The sequence below is a fragment of the Candidatus Acidianus copahuensis genome (assembly GCF_000632495.1).
GTDB lineage: Archaea > Thermoproteota > Thermoprotei_A > Sulfolobales > Sulfolobaceae > Acidianus > Acidianus copahuensis.
In genome coordinates this window covers 1-26,810 of the sequence record NZ_JFZT01000005.1, presented here as the reverse complement: position 1 = coordinate 26,810, position 26,810 = coordinate 1, and the positions used below count along the sequence as shown (strand labels likewise).

Annotated in this window: 24 protein-coding genes and 1 pseudogene; 9 read left to right on the top strand and 16 right to left on the bottom strand. The window is 35.3% G+C overall.

Going from position 1 to position 26,810, the window contains the following annotated elements:
• Positions 1-255: 255 nt before the first annotated feature.
• Positions 256-645 carry a cupin domain-containing protein gene (locus CM19_RS00215; protein WP_048098449.1) on the bottom strand — a complete coding sequence of 130 codons (390 nt, stop codon included), beginning with the start codon at positions 643-645 and terminating at the stop codon, positions 256-258.
• Between the two features lie 430 nt (positions 646-1,075).
• On the opposite strand from CM19_RS00215, the gene CM19_RS00210 reads away from it, so the two are divergent.
• From CM19_RS00210 to CM19_RS00200, 3 genes are all read left to right on the top strand, one after another.
• On the top strand, positions 1,076-1,339 hold the full coding sequence (locus CM19_RS00210; RefSeq protein ID WP_048098448.1) for a sulfurtransferase TusA family protein: 264 nt from the start codon (positions 1,076-1,078) through the stop codon (positions 1,337-1,339).
• Positions 1,340-1,690: 351 nt separating this feature from the next.
• A complete protein-coding gene (locus CM19_RS00205; protein WP_235185568.1) occupies positions 1,691-2,275 on the top strand; it encodes a class I SAM-dependent methyltransferase in 585 nt (194 codons plus the stop codon).
• Between the two features lie 308 nt (positions 2,276-2,583).
• Positions 2,584-4,350 carry a DNA/RNA helicase domain-containing protein gene (locus CM19_RS00200; protein WP_048098471.1) on the top strand — a complete coding sequence of 589 codons (1,767 nt, stop codon included), beginning with the start codon at positions 2,584-2,586 and terminating at the stop codon, positions 4,348-4,350.
• A gap of 785 nt (positions 4,351-5,135) precedes the next feature.
• Here CM19_RS00200 and CM19_RS00195 read toward each other — a convergent pair.
• From CM19_RS00195 to rfbB, 3 genes are read right to left on the bottom strand one after another with little or no spacing between them, the layout of a single operon-like run.
• Positions 5,136-6,182, bottom strand: coding sequence for a glucose-1-phosphate thymidylyltransferase (locus tag CM19_RS00195; protein WP_048098446.1), 1,047 nt, complete (start codon positions 6,180-6,182; stop codon positions 5,136-5,138).
• A complete protein-coding gene (locus tag CM19_RS00190; protein WP_048098445.1) occupies positions 6,179-7,024 on the bottom strand; it encodes an SDR family oxidoreductase in 846 nt (281 codons plus the stop codon). The genes CM19_RS00195 and CM19_RS00190 overlap by 4 nt, the downstream gene beginning before the upstream one ends.
• Position 7,025: 1 nt before the next feature.
• A complete protein-coding gene (rfbB, locus tag CM19_RS00185; protein ID WP_048098444.1) occupies positions 7,026-8,018 on the bottom strand; it encodes a dTDP-glucose 4,6-dehydratase in 993 nt (330 codons plus the stop codon).
• 37 nt (positions 8,019-8,055) lie between these two features.
• On the opposite strand from rfbB, the gene rfbC reads away from it, so the two are divergent.
• Positions 8,056-8,616, top strand: coding sequence for a dTDP-4-dehydrorhamnose 3,5-epimerase (gene rfbC, locus CM19_RS00180; RefSeq protein ID WP_048098443.1), 561 nt, complete (start codon positions 8,056-8,058; stop codon positions 8,614-8,616).
• 460 nt (positions 8,617-9,076) lie between these two features.
• On the opposite strand, the gene CM19_RS00175 is transcribed toward rfbC, so the two are convergent.
• The 9 genes from CM19_RS00175 to CM19_RS00135 all read right to left on the bottom strand — a co-directional run bounded on the left by CM19_RS00175 (position 9,077) and on the right by CM19_RS00135 (position 18,604).
• Positions 9,077-10,018, bottom strand: coding sequence for a membrane dipeptidase (locus tag CM19_RS00175; RefSeq protein ID WP_048098442.1), 942 nt, complete (start codon positions 10,016-10,018; stop codon positions 9,077-9,079).
• 723 nt (positions 10,019-10,741) lie between these two features.
• On the bottom strand, positions 10,742-11,842 hold the full coding sequence (locus CM19_RS00170; RefSeq protein WP_048098441.1) for a hypothetical protein: 1,101 nt from the start codon (positions 11,840-11,842) through the stop codon (positions 10,742-10,744).
• Positions 11,796-12,068: a P-loop NTPase fold protein gene (locus CM19_RS00165; RefSeq protein WP_048098440.1), complete on the bottom strand. Its 273-nt coding sequence runs from the start codon at positions 12,066-12,068 to the stop codon at positions 11,796-11,798. The genes CM19_RS00170 and CM19_RS00165 overlap by 47 nt, the downstream gene beginning before the upstream one ends.
• Positions 12,065-12,727 (bottom strand): hypothetical protein, encoded by a 663-nt coding sequence (locus CM19_RS12405; protein ID WP_052349371.1) that lies wholly within the window; start codon positions 12,725-12,727, stop codon positions 12,065-12,067. Before CM19_RS12405 ends, CM19_RS00165 begins: the two co-directional genes overlap by 4 nt.
• A 548-nt stretch (positions 12,728-13,275) precedes the next feature.
• Complete coding sequence (locus CM19_RS00155) at positions 13,276-14,541, bottom strand: hypothetical protein (protein ID WP_048098439.1); 1,266 nt, start codon at positions 14,539-14,541, stop codon at positions 13,276-13,278.
• Between the two features lie 757 nt (positions 14,542-15,298).
• Positions 15,299-16,720: a tRNA uridine(34) 5-carboxymethylaminomethyl modification radical SAM/GNAT enzyme Elp3 gene (locus CM19_RS00150; protein WP_048098438.1), complete on the bottom strand. Its 1,422-nt coding sequence runs from the start codon at positions 16,718-16,720 to the stop codon at positions 15,299-15,301.
• A 528-nt stretch (positions 16,721-17,248) separates the two neighbouring features.
• Positions 17,249-17,542, bottom strand: a complete 294-nt coding sequence (locus tag CM19_RS00145) for a transcriptional regulator (RefSeq protein ID WP_048098437.1) — start codon at positions 17,540-17,542, stop codon at positions 17,249-17,251.
• Entirely contained in the window at positions 17,542-18,120 is a 579-nt protein-coding gene (locus CM19_RS00140; RefSeq protein WP_048098436.1) for a hypothetical protein, read from the bottom strand. The genes CM19_RS00145 and CM19_RS00140 overlap by 1 nt, the downstream gene beginning before the upstream one ends.
• Positions 18,104-18,604, bottom strand: coding sequence for a SagB family peptide dehydrogenase (locus CM19_RS00135; protein ID WP_160164841.1), 501 nt, complete (start codon positions 18,602-18,604; stop codon positions 18,104-18,106). The genes CM19_RS00140 and CM19_RS00135 overlap by 17 nt, the downstream gene beginning before the upstream one ends.
• Before the next feature lie 219 nt (positions 18,605-18,823).
• On the opposite strand from CM19_RS00135, the gene CM19_RS00130 reads away from it, so the two are divergent.
• The gene (locus CM19_RS00130; protein ID WP_048098468.1) at positions 18,824-19,576 is read left to right on the top strand and encodes a hypothetical protein; all 753 of its coding nucleotides are present in this window, start codon (positions 18,824-18,826) and stop codon (positions 19,574-19,576) included.
• A complete protein-coding gene (locus tag CM19_RS00125) occupies positions 19,576-20,202 on the top strand; it encodes an ABC transporter ATP-binding protein (protein WP_048098467.1) in 627 nt (208 codons plus the stop codon). Before CM19_RS00130 ends, CM19_RS00125 begins: the two co-directional genes overlap by 1 nt.
• Positions 20,203-20,284: 82 nt before the next feature.
• On the opposite strand, the gene CM19_RS00120 is transcribed toward CM19_RS00125, so the two are convergent.
• Entirely contained in the window at positions 20,285-21,223 is a 939-nt protein-coding gene (locus CM19_RS00120) for a glycosyltransferase family 2 protein (RefSeq protein WP_048098435.1), read from the bottom strand.
• A gap of 1,906 nt (positions 21,224-23,129) precedes the next feature.
• Here CM19_RS00120 and CM19_RS00110 point away from each other — a divergent pair.
• Both CM19_RS00110 and CM19_RS12660 read left to right on the top strand, forming a co-directional pair.
• On the top strand, positions 23,130-24,422 hold the full coding sequence (locus tag CM19_RS00110) for an ATP-binding protein (RefSeq protein ID WP_048098433.1): 1,293 nt from the start codon (positions 23,130-23,132) through the stop codon (positions 24,420-24,422).
• Between the two features lie 1,011 nt (positions 24,423-25,433).
• Complete coding sequence (locus CM19_RS12660; protein ID WP_081801153.1) at positions 25,434-25,583, top strand: antitoxin VapB family protein; 150 nt, start codon at positions 25,434-25,436, stop codon at positions 25,581-25,583.
• A 163-nt stretch (positions 25,584-25,746) separates the two neighbouring features.
• Here CM19_RS12660 and CM19_RS13370 read toward each other — a convergent pair whose 3' ends face one another.
• Entirely contained in the window at positions 25,747-25,872 is a 126-nt protein-coding gene (locus tag CM19_RS13370; protein ID WP_268744914.1) for a hypothetical protein, read from the bottom strand.
• Positions 25,873-25,874: 2 nt separating this feature from the next.
• Here CM19_RS13370 and CM19_RS13475 point away from each other — a divergent pair.
• Positions 25,875-26,027: pseudogene (locus CM19_RS13475) on the top strand (HepT-like ribonuclease domain-containing protein); the annotation flags it as partial.
• A gap of 273 nt (positions 26,028-26,300) precedes the next feature.
• On the opposite strand, the gene CM19_RS00100 reads toward CM19_RS13475, so the two are convergent.
• A partial coding sequence (locus CM19_RS00100) for a zinc ribbon domain-containing protein (RefSeq protein ID WP_048098432.1) occupies positions 26,301-26,810 on the bottom strand: 510 nt, incomplete at its 5' end.

Genomic DNA, 26,810 nt, shown 5'->3' with positions numbered 1-26,810 from the left:
AAACTACACTGCTGAAGGTGAGACTGAACATCCTCTTATATGAAGTCTACCGAAGATTCCGGTTCTATGCTGAGGATCAGGTGCAAGGTTAAGTCTGCTGAAGTTAGATGATGAATTGTCTTTCCATATAGTGTTGTTCATGACTTTTATGTTAACCTTACGTTACTAGGTAGTTTAGATCAACCTTAAATTCTGTAGAGTTTACCATTCATCCTTCTGTTGATTAGCTGTGAAACAAAAAGGTCGACTGGTAGGTCAGGGTAGTCTGCTTGTACAATCCTCATCCAATGGCTTAATACTCATGTCGTCCGTATAGTTAATTATGCAGAAAAACTCGAGGCTTTCTTCCTCATTTAAAATGGCGTGTTTTACTTGCGAATTTATGAAAATGTAATCTCCTTCCTTTAAATTGAATACTTTATCTCCTACACATACCTTGCATTTTCCTTTGGTAATTATTACAGTTTCTTGGTATTTATGAGTGTGCATTGGAATAATTCCTTTAGGGTCTAATGTGAACTTTCTCACCGCATATTCGGCTCCATGTTCTCTAGTTATTAGCCATTGAATATAACTTCCTTTTGAACCTTTGATTTGAACTTCCCCTCTATCAACTTTTGAGATATTAGATATATGATAATCCATAAGATCGATATTTTTGTAAAAATTAAAGCTTAACCTTTCACGAGTTTATAATTAAAAATCTATTTACCTTCACGTGGTTTAAGGAAAAGGTTCAGTCGTAGTAAGAGTGGATAGAATCTCCAGAAATTACGTAATTATTTTTTAGCATGATGTGGTATAAACCCGTGTTCATTATTCCCTGTACTTTTTTCTTTAAGGAGATTAGTCAAGGATTCTATTTAGAGAAGGTAAAAGACTTGGCCAAGCTTATTAACAATTTTTTACAACTAGTTCTTCCACTATAGTTTCTAGTAGAAAATGAATATGCGGAATTGAGCTAGAACTGCTCTCTATGCAAATAGGATAAAGTATATTTATTATTTTTTATGTTTACTTTCTTTTTGCTTTAAAAAAAAGGGAAGATTTAATAACTTTTAGATGTATATAACTTATGGATGAGGGCGAGAAGTTAAAAAAAGGAAAACCGGATAAGGTATTAGATCTTAGAGGGGAATCCTGCCCAGAACCTCAGATAGAGATTGTTAAGAACATCAACAATATGAAGGTTGGTGAAATTCTTGAAATTCTGACAGATGAGGAACCAATGAATATAACCGTAGCAGATCTTTGTAAAAGTAGGGGTTATCCTTGCTTTTCGATAAAGGAAGGAACAACTTTTCGAGTGAGGATATTAAAGAGCAATAACGTAACGTAAATTACATCAACTTTTCAGTTAATCCTTACTTTGTCATATACTCCTACCCTCTTAACGCTAGATAGAACGTCCGCTGAGGGTATTGCTAGTTAATTTGGAAAAGGTATGCTTGGAAAAAATGTAGTTTCTCTTCTGTACTCGGTGGACACTATGATATTGATTAAATCGAATCTATTTACCTTCACGTGATTTAAGGAAAAGGTTCAGTTGTAGTAAGAGTGGATAGAATCTCCAGAAATTACGTAATTAATATTACATAAATGCATTTAGATATTTCCCTATCAACGTTTTTAGTTACTCTGTAGCATAATCGGGACTATACTTTTAAGTAGTAAATTAAGAAGAATGTATGTGGACGTAAAAGACGAGACGAGGAAGGCTTATGAACACATAGTTCATAGGAGAAAACCTAACGTATTTTTGGGACTAATAAAATCTAAGCTTATAGCCGATATAGGTTGTGGTTCAGGACAAAATTGCGCCTTTTTAAAGGAGAAGGGAAAAGATGTGATCTGCCTCGACTTTTCAACAAAACAGTTGTACGAATCAAAGAAAAAGGGATGTGAGAACTTAATCCTAGCAGATATGGAATTTTTACCTTTTAGGGATTCGTCGATGGAATGTCTCCTTTATATTGCTTCTCTTCACCACTTACCTAATCCAAGTAAAGCTCTTGAAGAGGCATGGAGATCTTTGAAAGTAAATGGAGAAATCCTAGCTACTGTTTGGCTAATTAGACCTTTAACTTTCAAACGAAACGCTCTTTTAGAAAGTAAAATTGAGAACAGCGTGTATAGGAGATTTATACACTTTTACCTACCATATGAGCTGGAATGCCGTATGAAGAAGGCTGGATTTAAAAAAGAAAAATATGCTCTTTATAGAGTAAAATCCCTTTTGCCAAATAACGCATTTTTCTTAGGTGTGAAAACGTAACAAGAATTTTCTAGATATTTTATATCAATGGGGTTAAGGGGACGAAAAACTCCACTCGCAAAGTTTGGTGAAGTCTATATCTTCAGGAACATTTTTTTAAGTGTTGAATATATGAAGCTGGACGTATAACCGAAAAGGTCTATATAATTCACTTTCCTCTCTGACTTTTATCTTCTCTTCATTCAATATGATAAAGGTCAAAATAAATAATGTAATGTTTTACTTCAACGATGTTGAATCTTTTATTTCTTTTTGTAAAAAATACAATCTACCAAAATACTTATTAGTTTTTGAAGATAGGGAAAATTATGCTGCCAGTAATATTGAAGAATCCAATTGATTTGAGAAAAGCTGTAGATGAATTATCAAGTTCTTATTCTCAATTCTACGAACAATCACCACGTATAGAACAACAGCTAGCTTGGGAATCCTCTTTGCGGAATATTATTAAACCCCTAGATGGATATCCGGTTTTAGCTGAATATCCAATATTTACCGAACGGGCGGATTTCATAGTAGTGGACAAGACTAAAGCTTTGGTTATAGAAGCAAAAGGCTGGAGGCAGATAAAAAAAGCAGGGGACTTCACTGTTAAAACCGATGATGGTCTCCATATCGACCCATGTTACCAGTTGAATAATTACGTGGGAAAACTCAATAACTTTCATCCGTCTAATATCAAGTTTGACGGGATAGTTTATGCTTATAATTTGAAGGAAGCATATGTCACCAATGACTGCAAGGTTATTAGGTCTTCTTCCGATTTACAAAATGAGATAAAACAATTGGGGACTCCAGGAGATGAGTCCGATATAAATAAAATCGCCAAAGCTAGGGTGACGATAAATAAAGAGTTCCTCGAAAAAGTAAGGGAAATTAAGGAGAAGGTATGGAAAAGATCTATAATGGCTTTAGCCTCTGAGGGGTTTGGATTATCCACTGAACAAGCGTTAATAGTCTCAGAAGTTTTGGATTCGTTGAGGGACAATGAAAGGAGAGCGTTTGTTATTAGAGGCGAGTCAGGTTCAGGTAAAACACTTTTAGCTTTCTATATATTTTTAGAAGCATTGACTAAAAAATATAGGACTCTCCTCGCTTATAAGAACAACAGACTACTCAATACCTTAAGGTATTTACTTAGGGGAAGTAAGGATGGAGCAATTGATTCTTTGCTTATGTTCTACTCAACTGGTAGGCAAATAGGAGTAGGGGAAAGTAAGTTTCAAAATCCATATGGAAATGATAATATTGACCTCATAATCTTTGATGAGGCTCAGAGGATGAGAAGGGACATAATTGAGTTGGCTTCTACTAGGTCTACTGTCCAAGTTTACTTTTACGATGAGAGTCAGATACTGATTGGTGACGAAGAGGGTACTGAGAAAAACTTTCGTTTAATTCTTGGTCAGGAATTTAAGCAAGTGGAAGATAGAAGTCTATCCGCTCCCTTTAGAGTACCACCAGCTTACCTAGAAAGTGTGAGGAAGATTTTAGAAGGCAAAAGTACAACAATTAATGGATATGATTTCAGAATTTTTGATAATATTAAAAGTTTATTGGAAGATTTAGAGAAGATAAATGGAAAGAAAGCCTTAGTATGTGCTTTTACAGAGTCGCCAGGCGATTATGACAACCCTAGATCTGATAAAAACAGGAGAGTAGGTTATCCTTTATATAGTGGGTTTAACCTATACAAGAATATAGGTGTGGATATATACTGGTTAATGAACGAGAAAACTGAATATCCTAAGTACTGGACTGGGAAACTTAACAGCACAGAGTACTGTGCCTCAGTGTATGGAGCTCAAGGTTTTGAGGCCGACTATGTTGGCGTAGTATGGGGTCGTGACCTTATTTGGAGGAATAACGGGTGGGAAGTAAATCCGGACCCTATAACAGACAATGTGGGGAATAGGTTTAGCCTTAAGAGTATTGTAAGAAGAGACAAAGAAAAGGCACTGCAGTTGTTAAAGAATAGGTACTATATTATGCTTACAAGGGGAATCAAAGGGACATTCCTCTTTTTTGAAGACGATCAGACAGGTCAATATATGAAGCAAAATATACATATATAAAAAAGAGATTTTTAATATAAATAGCTTAACAATACATAAGTTATTCCTTTTTATACTACACTAATATAAAATGCTTTCTGAAGAAAGGAGTAAAGAAAGGTTGTACTTAATAATATCTCCGTTACTTCTTTAACCTTAAGTTCTTTTCTGTAATAGATCTATCAGTTGTGTCCTTAGTGGACATAACTTGATATGCATAGGTGATGTTGCCGTTATCAGCAGTTTCACTTAAACCGTGAAATTCATGTACAATTAATGACTGTCAGCTTTTGCTAAAACTAAAAGAAGCTTTTGGGAGACTAGGAATCTCTCATAGAGAAGCACAATCAAGGGTTATACAAGAAATAAAACCACAAAAAGGACAAATGAAACGCAGAGAAGAAGTTAACAGAGTTATGAAAAGCAAGAGGAGAGAAAGCCCAATGTGCTAGATCTTCATCAAACACACGATCCAACAAAAAGGACTAGGAATACAAGAAAACCTAGCGTTAATAACATAGGTTAAAGGTTAAACGTATAGCAGTGTATAAGAAGAGACTGTAAGGTCTAGGACTAATAAAAATCTGTAAAACACACAACTACAAACTTCGAAAATTTCAGTATCAACCACCTCTTTCCCTTAAATAAGCCATCAAAGAAAATGAGAGAAGGCGAAAGAGAGTGCTGATAAGGATACCAATAACTAGGGACGATGACAAGATCTCAATAATAGACTTACTCTAAATGTGCACCGTTTGTCCCTAGAGGTACCCAACTTTACTGGGGTGAAGATATTGCCGAGTCTGTTAGATTTTGATCACAGAGTTCTCTCCTACAATTAACTTGAGCACTTTAGGCTTACTCTCGTTCCTATATATCTTCGCATTGGCTCCAATTACGCTATCGGACAAAGTGACGGAACTTATTCTAGCCCCATTTAGTATAAGAGTATTGGATAGAATTTCGCTATCCTCAATGATCACATTATCTCCGACGCTGACATAAGGTCCAATATAAGAGTTCTTGATTATAGTTCCTTCACCTATAGTTGTAGGGCCTATAATCCTTGAATTCTCTATTGTCGCATTACTTGACAAAACCCTGCCGTTAATTTCAGATTCCTTTATCTTGCCATCGATCTCTTTTCGCGAGTATGTATCCAATAACACGTAATTAGCTTCCAGTAGGTCTTCTGGAGTTCCAGTATCTTTCCACCAACCCTCAATTATCTTATATTTCACCTCGACGTTATCATTAACAAGACCTTGTATAGCGTCAGTTATTTCTAATTCTCCTCTCCAACTTGGCTTCAACCTCTGTATTTCCTTAAATATATCAGGGGTGAACCTATATACTCCTACTAAAGCCAGATTGGAGATTAAGTCTTTAGGTTTTTCAACTAGATTAATTACCTTATTATCCTTAACTACCGCTACTCCAAAACGCTGAGGGTTAGAAACTTTGGCTAACAGTATAGCGTTATAGTTACCATCTCCAGCTATTAAGTCAAGACCTTGGAGAACAACATTATCACCTAAGTACACTACGAAGTTCTCGTCTCTAACGAAATCTTTTGCCTTATAAACTGCGTCAGCTAAACCTCTTGCTTTGCCTTGATAAATATAGGTTATCTTAATCCCTAACTTAGTTCCATCGCCATAATATTCAATAACCTTTTCTGGGAAATTATCGCCTAAAATTATAGCAAATTCCTCTATTCCTGCATCTCTTAGAGCTTCTATTCCCCACTGTGAGACAGCTTTTCCACCTATCTTTATCAACTGCTTAGGACCGGTATGGGTTAACGGTCTTAATCTAGTTCCTTGCCCTCCATGAAGTATTACAGCCTTCATAAATTACCACCTTTAATAAGTATGTCCAAGTTTACGTCTAACGAATAGAAGTCAAAGTCTAAAAGATCTTTTGCCTTAGCAATATCTAGGGACGAATCCTTCGGTCTTTTAGCCAAAGTGTTCTGTGGAGGAACAAGTTTAACTAGGGAATTTCTAGCGTTGATCTTTTCAGCTATTTTTATTGCGAGTTCATAACGCGAAACTCTCTCTCCAGCAATGTGAATTACACCAGTCTTTTTCATCTTTTCCAGATTATGAATAGCCTTTCCTAAAAGGTCAGCGTGAATTGGAGAGTAATAACTATCCCAAGCAGAGATCTCCTTTCCCTCATGTAGACTTTTCATTGCAAAGGTAGGGAAGTTATTCTTATAACCAAATACTCCTGAAGTCCTAACAACTAGAGAGTCGTCATATGATAATGCGTAAGTTTCTCCTATTAATTTTGTTAGCCCGTAATAATTTATAGGTGAAGGTAGATCAGCTTCCCTATACATTCCTTTCTCACCATCAAAAACATAGTCTGTAGAAACGTGAACGAAGTAAGCACCTATAACTCTAGAAGTCCTAACCATGTGTTTAACTACCTCAGCGTTGATTATATAAGCTCTTTCCTTATTTACTTCACAACCATCAACGTCAGTATAGGCAGAAGCGTTTATTATTACCTCTGGTCTCAACTTAAGGATTAAGTCCTCTAAGTGGACAAAGTTCTGTAGGTCTAGCTTTATTCCTTCGTCTACTTTGTTTGAAAAATAGGTACAAAAGATCTGATCATTAGAGTAAGCTTTGATCAAACCTTTTCCTAATTGTGAGGAACAGCCTATAATGAGAACTTTAGACACTTTACCACCTCTCCTTCCATGGAGTTTCAGAGATAACCTTATCAGCAATCAACGGTTTCCACCAATCTTCATGGCTTAAATACCAATCTACTGTTAATTTAATTCCTTGTTCAAAAGCTATAGAAGGTCTCCAACCTAGGTTGACAATTTTTTCGTTTGTAATTGAATACCTGAAATCATGACCAGGCCTGTCATCAACAAATTTTAAGAGTTCATCGCTTTTTCCCATAACTTCCAATACCTTTTTGATGACCTGCAAGTTAGTTAATTCTTGTCTAGCGGAAATATTGTAAATCTCTCCCTTTCTACCCTTGTTCAGAACGAGATTTATTGCCTCACAATTTTCACTAACGTATATCCAGTCTCTAACGTTATTGCCATTTCCGTAAATAGGTATGGGTAAGTTCAGACTTGCCCTAATTATAGTTTTAGGTATTAGTTTCTCTGGGAACTGGTAAGGGCCATAGTTGTTGGAGGATCTTGTTATAACCGCATTAATTCCATATGTCCTAGAGTAAGCTTTAACAAATAAGGTGGCAGAAGCCTTTGATGCAGAATAAGGGGAAGAAGGATTTAGAGGAGAATTCTCGTTAAAAGAACCTTCGTAGATTTCACCGTATTCCTCATCTGTACCGACGTGTAGCATCCTTACGCTACCCTCATATGTTCTTATAGCCTCTAGAAGGGAGACTACACCCTGTGTATTACTCTCTATAAAGGAAAGTGGAGAAGAGATACTCCTATCTACATGAGATTCAGCCGCAAAATTAATTATCGCATCTACGTTATGTTCTTTAAGGATCTTTAATACTAACTTAGTATCGTTTATATCTCCCTTATAGAGGACGTAATCATTAATACCCTTTAAGTTATCTGGATTTGAACCATATGAATACTTGTCTAGTATAATGATCTTATACCTGTCGTGAAATAATCTCACAAAGTTACTACCGATAAAGCCTAATCCACCAGTTACCAGTAATGTATTAATCATGGAGTAAACTTATTATATGCAGTTATTTAAGCTAATCATGCCATTTCTCTTTAAGAGGCTTGCGATCCCAGAGGTTTTTCTAATCGAGACAAAGCACTTCTCAGATAACAGAGGTTTTTTTGAGGAGACATACAAGGAAAAAGATTTTAAAGAGAACGGGATACCTTGTAATTTTGTTCAAATTAATCATTCTTTTTCAGTCAAAGGTGTTTTAAGGGGACTTCACTTTCAGCTAAAACCAAAACCTCAAGGAAAATTAGTGACAGTTATTTCAGGTAAAGTATTAGACGTTGCTGTAGATTTAAGGAAAGGATCACCTACATATAGCAAATGGGTCAGTGCAGAATTAACACCTGGGAGACTTTTGTGGATACCATGTGGATTCGCCCACGGTTTTCTTGCTTTAGAGGAATCACATGTTATCTATCTAGTTACTAGAGATTTTGATCCCTCATTAGATAGTGGTGTTGCTTGGAATGACGAGGAAATTAACGTTAACTGGCCTATAAAGGAACCAATATTATCAGAAAAAGATAGAAAATTACCTAAATTAAGAGAATTAAATATAAACTTCGAATATGGAGATGATTTATGTTAGAAAAAGTTCATCGATTTTTAGGAGGATAGTAATGAATTCCCTTCAAGAAGGGATGAATTGAAAACGTATCAACCGTAAGATGAAGAGAGGAATTAATAATAAGCTGAATGTGAAAACTCCTCGTAATATATATATAAAAATACCTTTAGATAGTATTCAGACGTTCTCCTAGCTTTCCATTTTCGATCTTGTGCTAACGAAAAGACATAAGTAAAAGCTTAGTTAAAGTTTATCATACGAGATATACGGTACGTTAGGATAAACTTCATTCTGTTTCTACCAGATAAATGGGAAAGAATTAAAAAGATGAATTAAAACAATTGGTTTTAACTAAAAACAATACAAGGAAATAGTATAACTCTACCTAGTTAGATCAAAGCATCGTCGATCGCTTTCGCGAATTCAGAAAGTCCAACAAAAAGAAGTTCATCTACTTTGTCGTCTCGTATATTTCAAAATGTTATCCTTTCAATAATTTCTTTAGTATTCTCATTGGATTGTTCCATAGAACTTCTTCTGATCTGTCTCCTAAAAGGCTGCTTAATTCTTTAACCTTTGTTACGTCCTCTAGACCTTTTGGAGTTTCATCTATTCCCAGAAAATCTGAACCAAAAGCTACACTATCCCAACCAAAGTTATCTCCAATATACTTTGCGTGATTAACTAGATCTTGGATAGATGGGTAATCGCTCAAAGTCGAATTAATAGCAGTGACTCCTATTATCCCTTTAGTTTTTACAATAGCATCAATCTCCTCATTATCAAGGTTTCTTACGTGATCCTTTAACGCTTTTACGTTAGCATGTGAAGCAATTACTGGTTCCTTAGATGAAGAAGTTACATCTATAACCGTTCTTTTGCTAGCGTGAGCCAAGTCGAGAATAATCCCCAGATCATTTGCAATCCTAACTAGTTCCTCTCCTTCACCTGTCAGACCATAATCCTTCTTCGACATACAGGAAGAAGCAAACTTGTTGTCGTAGTTCCAGGTAAGTCCTAGAACGAGAACGTTTAATTCCTTCAATATATAAACGTCATAAGGATCTGTCAGCACATCTGCACCTTCTAAGGATAAAATGAATTTAATTCCATCTTTATCAAGATCTTTTCTAGAACGAACTATAGTAACTAGTCCTTTCCTCTCTAGGTAAAGATAAAACTTTACTTGTTCTAAAAATACCTGAAATAAGGGGGAAGACGCTTTCGATGGATGACCATACTTTTCTGAGAGGTAATCGGATATTTCGTTTACTGTATTAACATGAGGAAAAATTGAGGCGAAAATAACAGCATTATTAGAAGCAGCGTTCAGAAGCCTTATACTTGACTGTTTATTGCCCAATATGACGTCCTCAGTTTGAGAGGAAAATCCAAAATCTTCATGCATGTCTACAAATCTCATATCAAGAAATACCTCATGGGGAATTTAAGTTTGATTTTTAAAGCGTTTTTATTTTAGACCTATTAAAATAGGGCTAAAGACACCGTCAGGAGAACGGAGCAGATGATCCCTTAAGGTATATCGGTTTTTAATTTCCCTTTTATATTACTAGGATTAGGTTTACAACTTAAAGCCTCGATCTTTAGATCGGGGATGAAAAGTTATAAGAAGCTAGATAGTCATACCTAAGGAGGACTGGTACGGTAGGTAAACAAAAAAAGTTAGAAAGGGATCAGTTCCTATGTCTGCCGTATTAGTCGCGAAACGTATAACTGTGGAACTTCTTTGTTCTTATGAACAAGTTATGGACAAGTTGAAGAGTATTGCTGAAAAGGGTATGAAATAAAAAAGAACAGATGATGAGGCATACACTTCAACTACTTAACCAATACATGACAAGAGTTGTGGTAAAAGGGTTTTAAGGAGTTGTTTAAGTACACAACTCTTAACAAGGTGTTTAACGCAGATTTAGTTGGTATGTTCAATATATCCATAATCCCTAGTCCTAAACAGGGTAGAGGATCCACAGAGGGATAAGTTGAGGTAGGACCACCCCATTGGTCTATACGTGGACTAGAGGATCGTGATTAGTTCTACTCACCAAGCAACTATGACTCGATGAGAGTGAAGCGTATAGAACAAACTTTGAACCGATCTGAGAAAACCCTTCAGGTAGGGAGGAGGTCAGATGAGTTTTAGGGATACAAGAATGTTTCTAATTCTTTCCCTTACTTTATCGGTCTTGTGAAACTCTAAAGCCTCCCTAAATTCGTGTAATGGAATTTGAAATACAGTTATTTTGTGATCATTTTCGATTTTCTTAGCATTCGTAATTAAAAATACTTTTTCAACAATATATTCCTTTTTATCGATTTTGACTCTACCATTGCCTCCGTTATCAATATAACTTACGACATCGCTGACATTCTCGTAATTCTTTTGGCTTAGCATCTCTTGATTTGTTAGCTTAACGTCGCCTAAATAAAGCTTATCCTTGTAGATTAGAACTATGTCCATCAATCTGTCTTTAGCTCCAACGTTAATTTTCTTTTGAGTATCGAACAGTATAAAATCCATCCTATCTTTAATAAAATCCCTTATTATTCCCCTTATTAGGTTTTCTAAATCCTTGGATCTCTCCTGTAAGTTCTCCATGTTCTTTAAATGGCTAAGAAAACACTCCTTATTTTCCTCACATATTTTCTGAACATTGAAATAGAACTCCCTAGCAGTTTGAACTAGTTCAGCTATTGTCATATCTGGGTAAAAGACGTCCTGTGAAATCTCCTTCCCTATTTCTGGGCCACACATATGTTCAAGAATCTCTTCAACATCTCTTTTATTGGGTTGTTCAATTTCAGTAAGGTTTTCCTTTATCCTCCTAGCAAGCGCTTTATCGCTAACCTTTCCAATTTCACTTGTCGGAAAGGCTATCACCATAGTTGCAACTCCAGAGTTAATTAGCTTATGAAAGTACCTAGCCAAGTCGTCCTCTCTAGCCTCGTCTATGAGTAACGCTATTTTTACGTTCTGAGATTTTGCGTCTCTCAGCATCTCTATTATTCCATCTAGACTTTTCTCGTATTTTTTACAGTAAAGTTTTATCAAAGGGTGAGAAGGCGATTCACATTCTCTGTCTAACCACGTTCCAAATTCTTTCTTTACCCAAGTCCATTTAGTATAACCAATTTCTTTCCTCTTCTCAAATATTATTTTTCTTATTTCTTCCCTTACCCCTTCAAAGGGAAAAAAAGAATTCTTCAGTAAAGTCTGATTTAGATACAAGGTCAATTACTAACGGGATAAAATTATCGTTCCTTAAATCTTCCTTCAACTTTATGAGGAAGGTTGTCTTACCCATTCCAGGCTCTCCAGTTAAGAAGGTGGTTTTCCCTTCCTTTGTTCTGTTTAAGAGCTTATTGTAAAGATTTATGTATCTCTCTCCGAGAATTTTTGGATTTATTGTTGTCAACTTAGTTATAGTATCTTCTGGAAAACTACACAAGGTCATAATTTCCTCACCATCCCGTAAATTACTCCTCCTTTAACTACTCCTTCATCTCCACCAGAGACAAGTCTGTAATTCCTCTCTATGTAATCAGAAAGTTTACTGTAGAACTCCTCTTGAGATAATCCCATCCTTTTTCTGATTTCAGACAGTCTAGCTATGTTAAACGAGTTCTTAACTTCCTCATATAGAGAATCAAACCTTGCTTCAAGATCCGAAGGATTAGACAAGACACGGTCTAACTTCCTGTTAATCTCTTTCAAAAGTTCTAATATATCCTTTAACATTAGTATAATCTGTTGATCCTGAATAGTAGGAGTGGGAATTTTCACATTCCCTTCTGAAACCTTCTCTTCAATGCATACGCTCTCCCCAGTTCCGCGTTTTTCCACGACTATTAAGTGATCCTCTTCTAACTGTTTCAACTTCTCTGGATGCTTACCTTTTAGCTTAGATTTAGCAATGCATTTTTTCCCATCTTTCTCTTTTCTTCCTTTTTCTCTAATAAATTGTATAATTTCTTCCTCTTCTTTATCCACATATATAATATAGATAATGGTATTTATTTCCTTTTCTGATCCCCTTAATTTGAAGCTTAAAAACTTCGAAGACATCCTTAAAGCCTTAATTCTAGGTTTTGAAGTAAAAGACTTCTTTATCATGATGTGTTCCTAGAGATATCAACTTATGCTGGTGATTTTTTTCTCAAAATTTACCTTAGTTAAAAATTTTTAATGAATTAGCCAGAGGTAGAGTATCCTGCTGTAGATCTATGAGGGATTATAGACTTCTTTCCCCAGCTGAGATTCTACTTGTGTTTCGGGATCATTAGTACAAATTGCGATCTAAAAAGTCCTCAATCTTTATCACGTTCTGTATAATGACGTACAATAACGATTAGCTTCCTTACCTCCTGCAACAGTGAGGGCATTATCAAAGATCATAAATATATTGAAAAAGCATTCCTTAAGACAACTTTTAACCTTTTTTTCGAGGACTTGTCCATTAATGGTAAAAGAGGTGAAGAGGCTTTCTCTGCTAGATCTAGTTATAACGCTTACTGTTATTTGGAAGTTATCTTAACACCTCATCAAAAACCGTTCTTAAATCACCTTACACCCATCTTGCTTACTTCTCTATTTTAGCTATGAGCTAACCATAAAGTAGGAAGTCTGATAGTAGAAGTAAGTAGATCACTCCAGGACTCTATCTAAAGTTTTATACCTTTATTAATTTCTATCTTTGATTTACTTATCTCAATAAATGTGAAAAAATTTAACATTTTTTTAAATTCTCCATCTAATTTCGGCCTTAAATCAAAGTTTACATGTCTTAAATTCTCGAACTCCACAACCCTTAACTCTTCCCCTGGAATAATTACCCTTTCAGCAACTATAGGTAAATCCTTCAATTCGACAGAAGTTTCCATCCCAAAAAATGAAATAGAAGTAAAGAATTCTCTCGGCAATCCATAAACCTGAATTTGATATCCTTGAAAGAAAACGTTATACGTTTTTTCCTTGAGGACGCTTATCACCTTTTTTGTAAATTCCTCCGCTATATAATCGAAGAACGGTTTGTTGCAGTCTGCACATATACTAAACCTAGAATAATTGGCTGTACTATCCTTGGAAATCTCTAGCTCACATACTTCGTTTTCATCAATCTTCAGGAAAAATCTTTCACATGACGGTATTAACTCTATGTTGATTCCTAATTCTTCTTGAACTTCAGTGTATTCAATCTGACTTAATATTCCCTTCAAAAAACTTGAAACCTCCTTATTACACGGTAAACCTTCTATATTAACTTCTGATCTCCCTTTCATCAAGGATATTGTTGCGGGATATAATCCCACTTTTTTTAGAGCATTTTCTATTTTTCTTATAATATAAGTACTCATTATAGAAGATACAATTATCTTTATATTTTCTTTTACTGAACTAAAGTATACCGAAATATCTCCTGAGGATATCATAGCTAAGTTTTCTACCAATCTTATCCACTTTCCTTCCTCTACTGGGCCCTCCAGGTTTTCATAGTCTAGATCGTATCCTATCATCTTCCTTATCTTATTATCTGTAACAATTTCAATTTCAGGAGTGATTTTCGTTTCCCTTTTTCCTTTAAGTTCTTCTATGAGCCTCAAGTAAGCTACTCTTATTCTTGCTAACTCATCATCTCGCAACCCATTTTCTAATCCTTCCTTTTTCTCGTCTATAACTTCTTGGAAAATATTATCTAGTTTAAACAAGTAAACTTTTCCGGTTCTAACTTGTAGTAGGAAACTAGAGTCGGCATATTTTAGAATAGCGAAGTGAGGTGATAACCAAGCTTTAAGCATTTTGCTAGATTTAAGGTTTGAGAAGAAATGATACATTCCAGGAGATGCGAACATGTCTGGAATCTCCCCTTCCTCCTCTTTTATAAGGAAAGATAAGGTGCGAATGAGAAGATGTGAGTCGCTATCATCCATGATGCTAGCCTACTCTATAGATGAATAAAACGTTAAGTTGTAGTAGTAAGAGCAAGAAAAAGAATAGTGCATTTTTGTATTTCTAACTCGCTTATCTAATGACGTCTTAATTGTCCTAATTTTCTGGAAGAGAAAGTTAGTCCGCCTATTAATGAATTCTAAATTTAAGGCAAAATTCTAGGAGATTCCAAGTTTCTTAGAAAAGATAAAAATACAGTTTTTAGATCTTGGGAGTTTAAGGAGATTGAAGACGAAGATGGATAGATCCCTAAAGAATATAAAACTTCTTTTTAAATAATGATCCGTGTCCGCCTTAGCGCTCCGTTTAAGATCTTATATAGATCGAAAAACGTTAAGAGTGTTAAAAGCCCACTTTGTGTCTAAAATATATAACAAGCCATAGTGGGAGGAAATCTATTTTATCAAAGAGACGAAAGGTCTAAATAAGACAAGTTAAGACAACTGACCTTCGACTTGAGAAAATGCAAAAAATCAATAACTTCATTCCGGTTGATACAAGCTATAGCTAACCATTTTATGATACACAAAAAGGTTCCTAGAGAAACAACTGAGTTTTCCAGAAGAAAAGAGTACTAAGTGCCACTCTAGTATATTCATGAAGTATTTGGAAACTAGAGGATGAAAGAGTTCAAATCGCTTATCTTTTCTACCTAGGAAGATTCAAAGTTAGGATACAGAGTATTCCCATACAACAAGGTGAAACATACCATACCTTAAATTACCTTATAATAAAGGATTAAACAAGTCTCTTACTCATGTAAGGCCCTTCATCAACGTAACCTCTAGACCTGTAATACTCTTTTACGCCAATTCCTGAAAGAACTAAGAGCTTTCTTGAATCAAAGTTTTCATTAGCTTCCTTCTCAGCCTCCTCTAACAGCTTAGTCCCAAAACCCCTATGCTGTATCCCTAGCTCATCCCACATCCCTACTGGAACCTCTATTCCATAAACGCGTAACTCCCTTATTATCGCTGTTTTCCCGTCTATTTCCTTCCTATGAGCTGAAGAAGATGGATATCTCAACCTCACGTAACCAATCAAAGTTTCTTCATCGTCTTCAAACGATAGAAAAATCTCCGTTCCTCCACTAGCCTCATACTCTTCCTTAAACATTTTGACCTTATCTAGCCTTGGAGTTACTCCTCTATGTTGCCAAGCCATTCCAACTTCTCTGAACCTTATCTCATTATTCTTTATCCCTTTCTCTATTAACCTTCTCTCAACTATTTCCCTTAAATTACCCTTTCTATTTCCATCTAAAATAATGGTTGACGGAATATCTCTCTGAATTCTCATAACCCTGACCCACTTTGGTATATATTTATACATTTCTGAAATTAGATCTACTAGCGTCTCAGTATCGTAAGGTTTATACAAACCTCTTCTCCAAAGGTGCTCTAGTGGAGCTGTTTCAACAACTAATGTTGGATAAATCTTCAACATGTCTGGACGAAAGTCTGGATCACTAAAGATCTTCTTGAATCCCTCTAGGTCCATTTCTGGATCTGACTTTGGTAAACCTAACATTACGTGATATACAACCTTAAATCCAGAGTCCTTAAGTATCCTAGTGGCTTCAACCGAATCTTTGACTGTATGTCCCCTATTGGAGAATTTCAAAACCTCATCGTAGACCGTTTGAACTCCTAGCTCAACCTTTGTAACTCCTAATTTAAGCATCTGATCTGCGTGCCATTCCTTAGCCCAGTCTGGTTTAGTTTCCACCGTCATTCCTACGCATCTTACATTAGCTTTCTCGTTTCTGGTTTGAGCGTCCTCTAGGTAAGTGAAACCAGGCTTTATTCTACCTGGAAATAAATTCATCGCCTCCAAAGCCTTAGTTACAAACCACTCTTGGTAATCTATTGGTGTAGAGAGAAATGTACCTCCCATAATTATTAACTCAACCTTACTGGGAGTATGACCAAGGCTAACATATTGTCTTAACCTAGAGTTAACTTGATAAAAAGGATCGTAGTTGTTCTCAATTGCTCTCATTAGCGTTGGTTCTCTTCCGTAATAGCTTTGCGTTGTTCCGTATTCAACACCACCTGGGCAAAATATGCACTTTCCGTGAGGACAAGGATAAGGTTGAGTCATGATCGCAACCGCTGTTATACCAGATAACATTCTGCTCGGCTTTCTTATGGTATCCATGAATGAAGAACGGCAAATGAAGTAAAAAATTTTCTTAGAGTAATTAGCGATATCATTTCGTTGTGTGGTTTATTGGGAAGATTAATAAATATGAAGTTTAAAATACCTTTATCTCTTAGGAGATTAAGGAGGTGAAAGACTATGGTTGAGATGGATAGTCCCATAATGCTTAAAAGGCTTTCAGTTTTAATGTTCCGTTTTAGATCATGCACTGACGAAAAGATATTAAGAATTAAAAGTTAAGCTAGTAAGCGCGCAAGATATATAATACGCTAAGCTGAACATTAATTTCTTTTTATGAAAGGCATGGGAAGAACAAAACAAGACTAATCTAAGACAACTTGATATCGATCTGAGAAGGCAAATGTTCATTATGTTGATCCTAACGAGTCTCTTCATTCTTTATTTACGGATCATTTAATAAGCTCAAGGCAGATTATTAATAAGAGTGTCGAGGAGTTAAAGAACTCAGTTAAAATGATTGAGAAAGGACTAGTATTAGAATTTACCATTATTAATAGACTCTATTTATTCATTTAATAGCTTAAGAACTTCTTTGGCTACTTCTTCTCCTTTTTGAGTTATACTCGCCCTTAATCTTTTACCTCTAACTGTTGGGATATATTCTAACTTAATGTACCCTTCCTTTTCTAATACCCTTAAGTGTTGGTATAGTTCTGCTTTGTTTAACCTAGTAGATTCTAAAAGCTGTGCAAACCATGCTGACTTAACGTAATATAAACCTAATAGTATACCTAATCTGACACTTGTGTTAAGCGACTTATGAGACTTCAGTAACTGAATAAGTTTGTCAACTTCCACTAAGGTTCACCTTTTCTTAAGATCTCATATAGTAGAGTGACCGTTGGTATAGCTAATAGTGAAATGTAATTGAATGGTGTTAAAGCAACACAAACACCCATAATAACGTATGAAGCTATCAGAAAGTGATCCTTCTCGTTGAGCTTTCGTAACATATGATAAATTGGGTATGAAAAAGATAATTCAATGAATACTCCAGTTAGTATAAATTGTAAATATAATAATGGATAAAAGAAATAATGGAAGATGAACAGAAAGTAGCTTATTATGAGACCAAAGATGGATATCTTTATCGTTAAACTTATAGATTTAGGATCTAATTTTCTGAAATCAGCAAACTTGGGTGAAGATAACCCACTTATTGTTTCTATTACATCTATTGTAGATACAACTAAGAGCCCTATTCCAAGAACCTCAAGTCTAGGAAGAAAGAGGGAAAGTAAATAAGTTGAGATAAAAATTGCAAGGGCAAAAACTCCGTAAACGTCAAGTAACCACCTAACTAGATCTATCTCTTTAATATAAAACAATCTCCGTGCCATTTCTAAAGATTTCTTGATTTCAGCTTCGTCTTTCATCTTTCTCACCTACTACAAGCATATCTACCTTAACCTCTCCTTTTTCAATTCCAATATCAAGAATTTTATTTACGAAATAATCATTAAAATAACCTACTGCACATATGCCTAGTCCTAAAGTGGTTACAATAAGGAAAAAGTTTTCCATAACTATTCCTAAATCTGCGGGTAATAATCTAACACCTCTATTACTGCATTTTGCTATAGTTCTACCGTATCTCGAGGTTAAAATAATTAGCAAAGGAACAGCGTTTAGGCCCGGGATTGAAGAAAGCGCATGGCTTTGTAACGCTGAGAACGCATTTAAATTTAGTTTCTCTATGGAATGTGATAAGCAATTATGGTGGTAAATATTAATTTCCAAATCGCTCATATAGGGGGTAACATATACTTCTGTTTCCGATAAACCACCAGCTGAAGGAAAGGTTCTGAAAGGTATTTCGCCTCTTTTTCTAACTCCAGAAGAGTGATAAAGCAAATCCACCGCCTCCACTCCAGCAACAAGCAGTTATTATCCAAAAGCCGTCTACTGCATTTATATTATGTTGCACCCCATGTAAGCCTTTTTTGTTTGTATGTAGTGCCTCCACACTATTTGTATTAGTTAAGGTAGAAATAAGACTTGACTAAAGTTAAAAACTTTTAACTTTATATTTAGTATAAAAGTCTCTAAATACGTTGCTAATAATAGATGATGAGAAAAATGGAACTTGAAAAATCTATGATAAAAAGATTATCGATATCAAGTGTTGCTCTTTTTTATCTTCTTCTAGATTTAATGTTAATTTCTGTCTTTACCTATTTAGGGTTCTATAGCGTCAAAAATATTTATGCTCCATCTGAAATGATATGGTATGGAATAGGTATCTTATATATGTTAGATGCAGTAGCTGCCGGTTTTAGTCTCACATTAATCTATCAGTCTTCTTCATTAGCGTATTATATAAGGTTTAGTAAGTTCAAAACGTATATCTACATTCTTAGCCTCTTCATAGCTGCCCTAATTTCAGGAATGATTTATACCTTAATTTATGGAGGTATTATATTTCCTATAATTGTGTTTTTACATACAGGAAATTCATTTGAAATAATAACACTAAGTAACCTATTACCACTATTAGTTTCAATTACTATCTCTAGTTTATTTATGTTTTTACTAGTATTCTTATTCACTAATATTTTACTACTTAAGTTTGGAGCCAAGGCTTCAAGGTATTCCCAGGTAATTTCATATTTTTTATTTATACTAATCATAATTCCAGGCTTTATACCCGGTATTAATCCCATATATTATCCTATATATGGGGCTGAGTACGTCATATCTTACTCACTTGTTAACGCTACACTTAGTCCTTACATCTTAGAACTAATAGTACTCTCGGCACTGTTGGCAATAGGGGGTAATCTGATATTTAAGAGAATGAAGATGCTAAGGCTAGAGGAGGTGGTATGGTAATGCTTGAAATAGAGAATGTAACGATTTCATATGGGGATTTAACTATCTTAGACAACGTCAACCTAGTAGTAAACAACACTCCAGTAATTTTATTGGGTCCTAACGGTTCGGGTAAGACTTCGCTAATTAGGGCTATTTCTGGCTTAATACCATATAAGGGTTCAATAAAAATAAAAGGGAAAGAGGTAAGGAATTCTAGGGGAATACTAGAGTACTCAACTAACCTCCCGGAAGTTTACACAATAGCGAGTACTCCGTGGGAAATAGCTAAGATAAATACAGAACTTAAGGGTGGAGATCCTAATGAATTTCTTAAGCTCGTAGATTTCCTTGAAGTAGATAAAAAAGTTATAAAGAGACCAATTTATAGGCTTTCAACGGGACAAAATTCATTAGTTAGGTTAGCATTAACTCTCTTTACAGAACCTAAAATAGTTACTCTTGATGAACCTTTTGAGAACGTAGATGTAAAAAGGAGGAACAAGGTACTGGAATTAATAAAGGGAAGAGTAAAGGAAGGAATTATTGTGACACATGACTTACGAATACCCAAACTATTAGAGGGAGTAAAAGTCTACAGTGTTTCTAACGGTAAATTAGTTGAAGGTATAGATGAGAATATTTAATTACTGCCAACACATGAGCAAATAACTCCCTCAGTGTGAGTTTTTCCACGTTGATGAGAAAATCTAGAGAGTCAACAGCGAATTACTCCTTTATTTCTTTGCACTCCACATCTTTTAAGTTAGATGATAGTAAAGCCCTTTTCAGTCCTTCATTATTTTTAACATATCTAATTAGCCTGTCGTTGCATGAAAACTTTATCAAGCTACCGAATTTCTCTTGCAAGATTTCGTCAACCTTAACCACTGAGTGCTCGATAGTTGAGATTGAAAATAAGAAAAAGGAGTCGTCAAGATCTATTTCCTTAGGGTCTACTAGTTTTTTAATTGACTCTTTAATAATCCATATCTTAGCAGCGCAGTCATGGTACCTATATATTCCCTTAATTCTAGCTATAATATAGAATGGAAGCACTACATACTTTTTATTCTCGTAATAAACTGATATATCTTTCCAATAAAACCCGTCACCCCTTATCCCATCAACTATGTTGTTGAAACGCCTTACAAGATACTTAATCCCTTTGCTATACCTCTTCTCTCTCCCCTTTCCCCTAAACAGGTTTTCCTTTACGATCACTGGAACGAAGTAGTCAAACCCTATCCTAGAGACGGCCTCTACGTCTTCACTTACATTTATTGTACTCCATCCACCTCTCTTCATGAATTCCTCCTTCCTTATTCCAAAGAATGTGTAAGTATGAGTTACCTTATCTCTTGGAGCCCATTCTAAAAGCCCATGAAAGGCCTCATTATATCTAGTATCTAGGTCGACGTAAGCAGTCAAACTCCTGTCTGGGCAGTGTTTTAAGGAGTAATTTCTCCCTTGTCCCCTATTTGATTTGTATTGCAAAAGGAGTAAGTTGAACTCCTTACTAATTTCTTTTAATTTCTCCCACGTACCGTCAGTTGAAAAATTGTCCGTTATCACTATTGTGGAATCAGGTCTCCAGAAACTCTTAATACTTTCCTCCAGCGTGTCGTTATTGTTATAGACAGTTCCATATATGCAATACTCTTGCATGGGAAGACTTAAGGTTTTCTGTATTTAAAGCTTATTATGGGCTATCTTTCTCCTCATTTCACTCAAAGCATTCAGCAAGTTCTCGACAACAGAAATATCTTTCCTCAACCTCTTTTCCTTTATCTTATTTATATGCTAACGTTAAAATACCATACATTGTATAGCTTTCAATATCCCTATTTCATCATTATAGCGTACAAAAATTAGGTGTTACTACTAGAACTTCATCTTTGTCTTCCGCTAATAAAAGTTTCGCTTAAACTGTAACATTTCTACGCAACTATTTTCAAAATACTCATATAATAAAACAATAGTAATATGAGTCTTAGTATAGGTAAGGTAGTTCTAAATTAGGAAAAACAAAAAGAATGAGAGTTAACGACATGCATGTTCCTCCCTTAGCCTAGAAAGACATTTAAGGTTATGGGAGGGATTATCTCAACAATACGAAGTGTGACAGTTGTTGATCAGAATGCCTTGAAGATCAAGGCCTTATGAGCATATAATAAATGTCTATAAAGTCTAAACCCCATGTTATCTGTGTTCAGACCTCCTCTAACAATAGGTCCTAGAGATGAGTCAGTCAAGATTAACGTTAAACTTTATATTGTTAACACCAGGAAAACCTTAATATCACTAGCGGAATTATCTATTTTTAATCCTCATCTCTGGATTATTTCCTTTAAATTAACAGCTATTATCATAAGGCATTCTCTCACCTTTCTTTAGGGCTTTAATATTAAGTATGGTTTTTCTCTCTTGGATAGAAGTTACTATGTTATTATTGTACCATAGATATTGAAGATTTGAGATAGCTATGGATACACACGGGATAGCATATACAGTAGTTTAAATTGTTTAATTGAGGAAGAAAACTACTTGCAAGGGAATGGAAAGTAGATTTTAATACTTTTTAGCGGTTTTTATGTCTAGAATTATATACAATTACTTTTACACTACCATCTATATTAGGTAAATTTTTGTATAATTTATCAATCAGTTTTGGAGATTTCCTGTTATCTCTTTTCGCTTTTAGGCATAGTTCATTCTATGACTCTTTTTATGAGCGGATATTAAAATTAAGTACTTGATCAAAATAATATCTGTAATTTCATTAGAGATTAAATATCCGATAATGTTTTACTTCTCTTTTGCTTTGTGAGGATTTACTTTTGATGTGACAATAAATTAAATGTTAACTCTCACTTCATTTTATGGAAGGAACTACATTTATTTGCGCTCATTAGTTTTTGGGAATTTTGACTATCTTTAAGACAATTTTATTATTTTATTAAGTAACTTATAATTTACTAGTTACCTTAATGCTTTCGAAAACTATCTATTAACACTCTCTTTGTTCGTAGCCTTTCCAAACGAAACTAGGTCAATTACATTAAGTAGGTTAACTTAATTGTCGCTGAATGCTCTGTTTGGTTTCGGTTAAAGACCTTTCTATTTCATCTTATTATTTATCAGTATACTGATAAATATCTAAGGTTAACTTTCTCAGTGTACCAATAACTTTTATCGCGATGAGCCTAATTTATATTAAGGTATCCATTCATTGAAGCACAATCTTAATGAGTATATATCTTTTACGGTTACGAGGCGTATAGTGATATCGTTTAGGAAAAAGCGTTAAGAATAAACTCCAGAGGAGAGATAAATTACGCAATCACACCCTTTTAACTATATTAATCCAATTATTCCCTTCACTTTTCACTAAGGAATCATCTACTCAGGCTCAACAGGCACGCCAGGCTGTTAATGGGAGCGTTTACGTTATCCAATTCCATCTTCCAAAAAGGCTATCACCTAAGAGAGAGTTAGTATAGAGTTTATCAGCGTTTAACGGCGCTATCAATGCGCAGACTGTCACAGTAATCTTTAAATCATATTTCAAAATATGATATTCATGAATATGATATTTTTGGATAGGGAAAAAGAAGTTGAAGCGATAAGGGGGAGAGTAAACTCACCTAACTTTGAATTAATAATAGTCTACGGTAGGAGAAGGACAGGAAAAACTTTAACCGTACTGAGGGTACTGGAGCAGACTGAACACGTGTATTATTTAGCTACTGAAAAGAACAACTTATATAAGTTCAAACAGACAGCTGAGTTAAAGTACCCGGAGTTAAAGTACGTAAAAGAAGATTGGGAAGCGATCTTCCACGCGCTAAAGGACAAGGTGATAGTAATAGACGAGTTCCCTTACATGGTATCTGAGGATAAAAGCATCCTCTCTACCTTCCAGAAAATTGTTGATACTCTGAGAAACACTAGGACTAAGTTGATACTTATTGGTTCTTCAATCTCAGTCATGACTGACGTAATGTCATATAAGAGCCCACTATACGGTAGGAGGACATCATCACTGAAGGTAAGAGAACTACCATTTAAAGCACTAAGTAACCTAGGACTAAGTGTGGACGAGGCTATAAGGGTCTATGGCTTTGCTGGTGGTATTCCCTACTATATAGTTAAGGTAAAGACTCCGTTCTTAAATTGGGTAAACAGTGAACTAAAAAAGGTAGACAGTTTTATCAAAGACGAAGTAGACTTCCTCCTGAGGTATGAGTTTAAGGACATATCCACATACAAGGAAATATTGCTAGCCATTGCACTAGGTAAGAACACGCTGAAGGAGATAAAGGACTTTGTGAAGGTGGGTGGAGATATTTCCTCTTACGTGAAGAAACTGGAAAATATAGGAATAGTGAAGAGGGAAGTTCCTTCCCTTGAGGGAATAAGGTCTAAAAAGGGTAGATATGTCATAATTGACAACTTTGTTAGGTTCTGGTTCACGTTTATTTATCCTAACCTAAGCCTTATTGAGGAAGGTAAATATGAGATTACTGAAGAAGAGTATAACTACTACTTAAGTTCAATATTTGAACAAGTGTGTAGGGAATACGTAAGGGACAGATACAACGAGAGGAAGGTGGGTAGGTACTGGCACAAGAATGTAGAGATAGATATTTTGAGTGAAAACATTGTAGGGGAATGTAAGTGGAGAGAGGACGTAAACGCGAACGTTGTTTTGTATAAACTGAAAGAAAAAGTCCTTAGTTTGAACTTGAGTGTGAAGAAGTACCTAATTTTCGCTAAGAACTTTAGCAAAGAGGTTGATGAAGAGGATGTAGAGTTAGTTGACTTGAAGAAGTTAGATATGTGGTTTAGAGGTAAAATGTCTTAAATTCATGCTATTTGTACTTATAATGTGTATCCAACAACTTTTTTGTATAATATTTATCAGATTTTTGATGCTTTTAACGTTTTAATGTTCAAGGGGAGTAATACTTTGGGATATAAATCAGGAAAGATGAACTTGATCTCTTGACCAGGTTATGCTAAGGGTTTTAAGGGAAATAAATGCTTCTCGCGTTTTCACACACTTTATGACTTTAGCTACATCTCTAGCGTTATCTTGGGCTCTCGGTTTAAAAACTAACCGCATAGTACAGCATGGCACTACTTCAGAAAGATAGAGAAATACTTCAAAGAATTGCAAAAACCAAAGAGGGTTATAATAAACGAGACAAAAATACTCCACATGAATAAAAATACTACAACTTATGGGCAATATAGATTTATATACAAAGAAAGTGGTAAGCTTCTGCATAACAAGTAGGAGGATTGGTATGAACATGTATAAGATAATAGACCAACTAGGGGAAGACATACTATACATACAAGACAAGGAATCATGGTACAGCATGCTGGCAAGGAGTACCTAACAAACACGAGAAATTCAGGAAATGTGGTGGAACGAGCGTTTAGGATAGTAAAACACAAGCTAACAAACATGGATAAACATTTTACATTAAGGTCAACAAAAGAGATAATAACAAGATAGATAAGAGAATATTCTTTACAATCTGCAATGAATTTATGCAATCTATCTCAAAGAGATGAAATAGTTGGTCACATACAATGTCGTCAATTATTCATAAATACCTTAATGAAGGACATAAATTACTGCTATAATAGTTCAGTTTATCTTTGGAGACACTGTGGACAAACAGTTTATTAACCTTGCTAAATTAATTAAAAATACTAGATACCTGTATAAGTAGTTCTATCAAAGCAGTTAAAAGATATATAGAGGAATTTATTAATTTCAATTTACATGTTCTCATAAGGGAATTGTACCATATTGGCCTTCTACCTTAAAGATATAGGTTATATATATAAATACTGTGTACATATGACTAAGCAAATTATGGTATCTGATGAAGTGTACGAGAAGTTAAAGAAAATTAAGAGAGATAGATCATTTAGTGAAGTTGTAGGCGAGATGATAGAAAGACTACATGGAAATAATTTTGAAGCTCTATTAAAATACTATAGCTGGTAGAATATCTGACAGGTTAGGAAGAGTACTACTATTGCTTTTACAGTTCTTGGGGTAGTATCTCCAGTTCTTTTCCTCACGTTATACTCAGTTAGTTAAGTTAGCTTGCTGTCTTACCCAGTTTTTTATGTTTTATCATTGTTAATGCTTAGCTCTTCTTTTTTGCTTACTTTGGGATATGGATGGGAGAAGTGTATCCAATAGATGTTATGGCTACTGGTACTAACTTGACCCTTTTCTTAGGTAGGTTAATAGGCAGTACTCCATGTACTTCAGTTACAAGCTCAAGCACTCATTAACCTATGCCAAAGGCTATTAGCTAACATAGGTCTGCCAAGTGAAGGATATGAGGACACTGTTAGAAAGCTCAGAGAAAAAGGGTTATTAGACGAGAACGAAGAGAGGTTTATAAACTCTGTCATAGGGTTTAGGAATATCACAGTCCATGAATACATGACAGTTGACGTAGACGTTGTAGGGAAAATACTTGAGAAAAGGGAGTATAGGAAAATTTTGGAAATCACACTAAAGTTAAAGGAGAGAGCAGGGAAATATTGGGATCCTTAAACCGTTAAGATCCATTACTTTTTTCTTCAATATATACTGTTAAGAACGAAATAACATGAAATTCCAATGAATGTTTGCAATGGTTTAAAAACCTTTTAACATATAACTGACCTCCTCCCCGCCCTAAAGGGCGAGGGTTCCCCTCAGAGCGGTTCATAGGTTTTGATTCATACGTTTCACCCTCATAGAATCATAGCTAGCTACTAGCCCCGATCCTCTCGTCCACGTATAGACCAGTGGGGTGGTCTTACCCCAGCTTATCCCTATCCCTCTGGTGATCCCACCATCATTGGGACTCGGGATTATGGATATGTTAAACGCACCAACTAGGTCTGCGTTAAATACTTTGTTAGATGTTGTACACTTAAACAACCCCCTTGAAACTCTTTTCCCGCATCCATTGCCGTGGATGGGACAAGTGGTCGAGGTATACGACTCGTTAACAAACTTAACAGTTATTCCGTGTTCTTCAGCAACATCCCTCAACTTTTCCATAACTTGTTTATAAGACCAGACGTTAACAACTAGAAAGTTACCCTTTTTCTGACTTATGTTCTTTGGATAACCAACCTTAATTAATGAGACTCCCTTGTTGTATAAGAATTCAGCAACTTTCCTTACGGTAGTATCTATTATAGCGTTTAACTCCCTCTTCCACTTAAC

Excerpts from the sequence above, each read along its gene's own strand:
- CM19_RS00140 (WP_048098436.1), bottom strand. The coding sequence starts at position 18,120 with ATGAAAGACGAAGCTGAAATCAAGAAATCTTTAGAAATGGCACGGAGA.
- CM19_RS00125 (WP_048098467.1), top strand. The coding sequence starts at position 19,576 with ATGCTTGAAATAGAGAATGTAACGATTTCATATGGGGATTTAACTATC.
- rfbC (WP_048098443.1), top strand. The coding sequence starts at position 8,056 with ATGCCATTTCTCTTTAAGAGGCTTGCGATCCCAGAGGTTTTTCTAATC.
- CM19_RS00175 (WP_048098442.1), bottom strand. The coding sequence starts at position 10,018 with ATGAGATTTGTAGACATGCATGAAGATTTTGGATTTTCCTCTCAAACT.
- CM19_RS00165 (WP_048098440.1), bottom strand. The coding sequence starts at position 12,068 with ATGACCTTGTGTAGTTTTCCAGAAGATACTATAACTAAGTTGACAACA.
- CM19_RS00215 (WP_048098449.1), bottom strand. The coding sequence starts at position 645 with ATGGATTATCATATATCTAATATCTCAAAAGTTGATAGAGGGGAAGTT.
- CM19_RS00130 (WP_048098468.1), top strand. The coding sequence starts at position 18,824 with ATGGAACTTGAAAAATCTATGATAAAAAGATTATCGATATCAAGTGTT.
- CM19_RS00110 (WP_048098433.1), top strand. The coding sequence starts at position 23,130 with ATGATATTCATGAATATGATATTTTTGGATAGGGAAAAAGAAGTTGAA.
- CM19_RS00150 (WP_048098438.1), bottom strand. The coding sequence starts at position 16,720 with ATGGATACCATAAGAAAGCCGAGCAGAATGTTATCTGGTATAACAGCG.
- CM19_RS00195 (WP_048098446.1), bottom strand. The coding sequence starts at position 6,182 with ATGAAGGCTGTAATACTTCATGGAGGGCAAGGAACTAGATTAAGACCG.
- CM19_RS00200 (WP_048098471.1), top strand. The coding sequence starts at position 2,584 with ATGCTGCCAGTAATATTGAAGAATCCAATTGATTTGAGAAAAGCTGTA.
- CM19_RS12660 (WP_081801153.1), top strand. The coding sequence starts at position 25,434 with ATGACTAAGCAAATTATGGTATCTGATGAAGTGTACGAGAAGTTAAAG.
- CM19_RS00210 (WP_048098448.1), top strand. The coding sequence starts at position 1,076 with ATGGATGAGGGCGAGAAGTTAAAAAAAGGAAAACCGGATAAGGTATTA.
- CM19_RS00155 (WP_048098439.1), bottom strand. The coding sequence starts at position 14,541 with ATGGATGATAGCGACTCACATCTTCTCATTCGCACCTTATCTTTCCTT.
- rfbB (WP_048098444.1), bottom strand. The coding sequence starts at position 8,018 with ATGATTAATACATTACTGGTAACTGGTGGATTAGGCTTTATCGGTAGT.
- CM19_RS00120 (WP_048098435.1), bottom strand. The coding sequence starts at position 21,223 with ATGCAAGAGTATTGCATATATGGAACTGTCTATAACAATAACGACACG.
- CM19_RS12405 (WP_052349371.1), bottom strand. The coding sequence starts at position 12,727 with ATGATAAAGAAGTCTTTTACTTCAAAACCTAGAATTAAGGCTTTAAGG.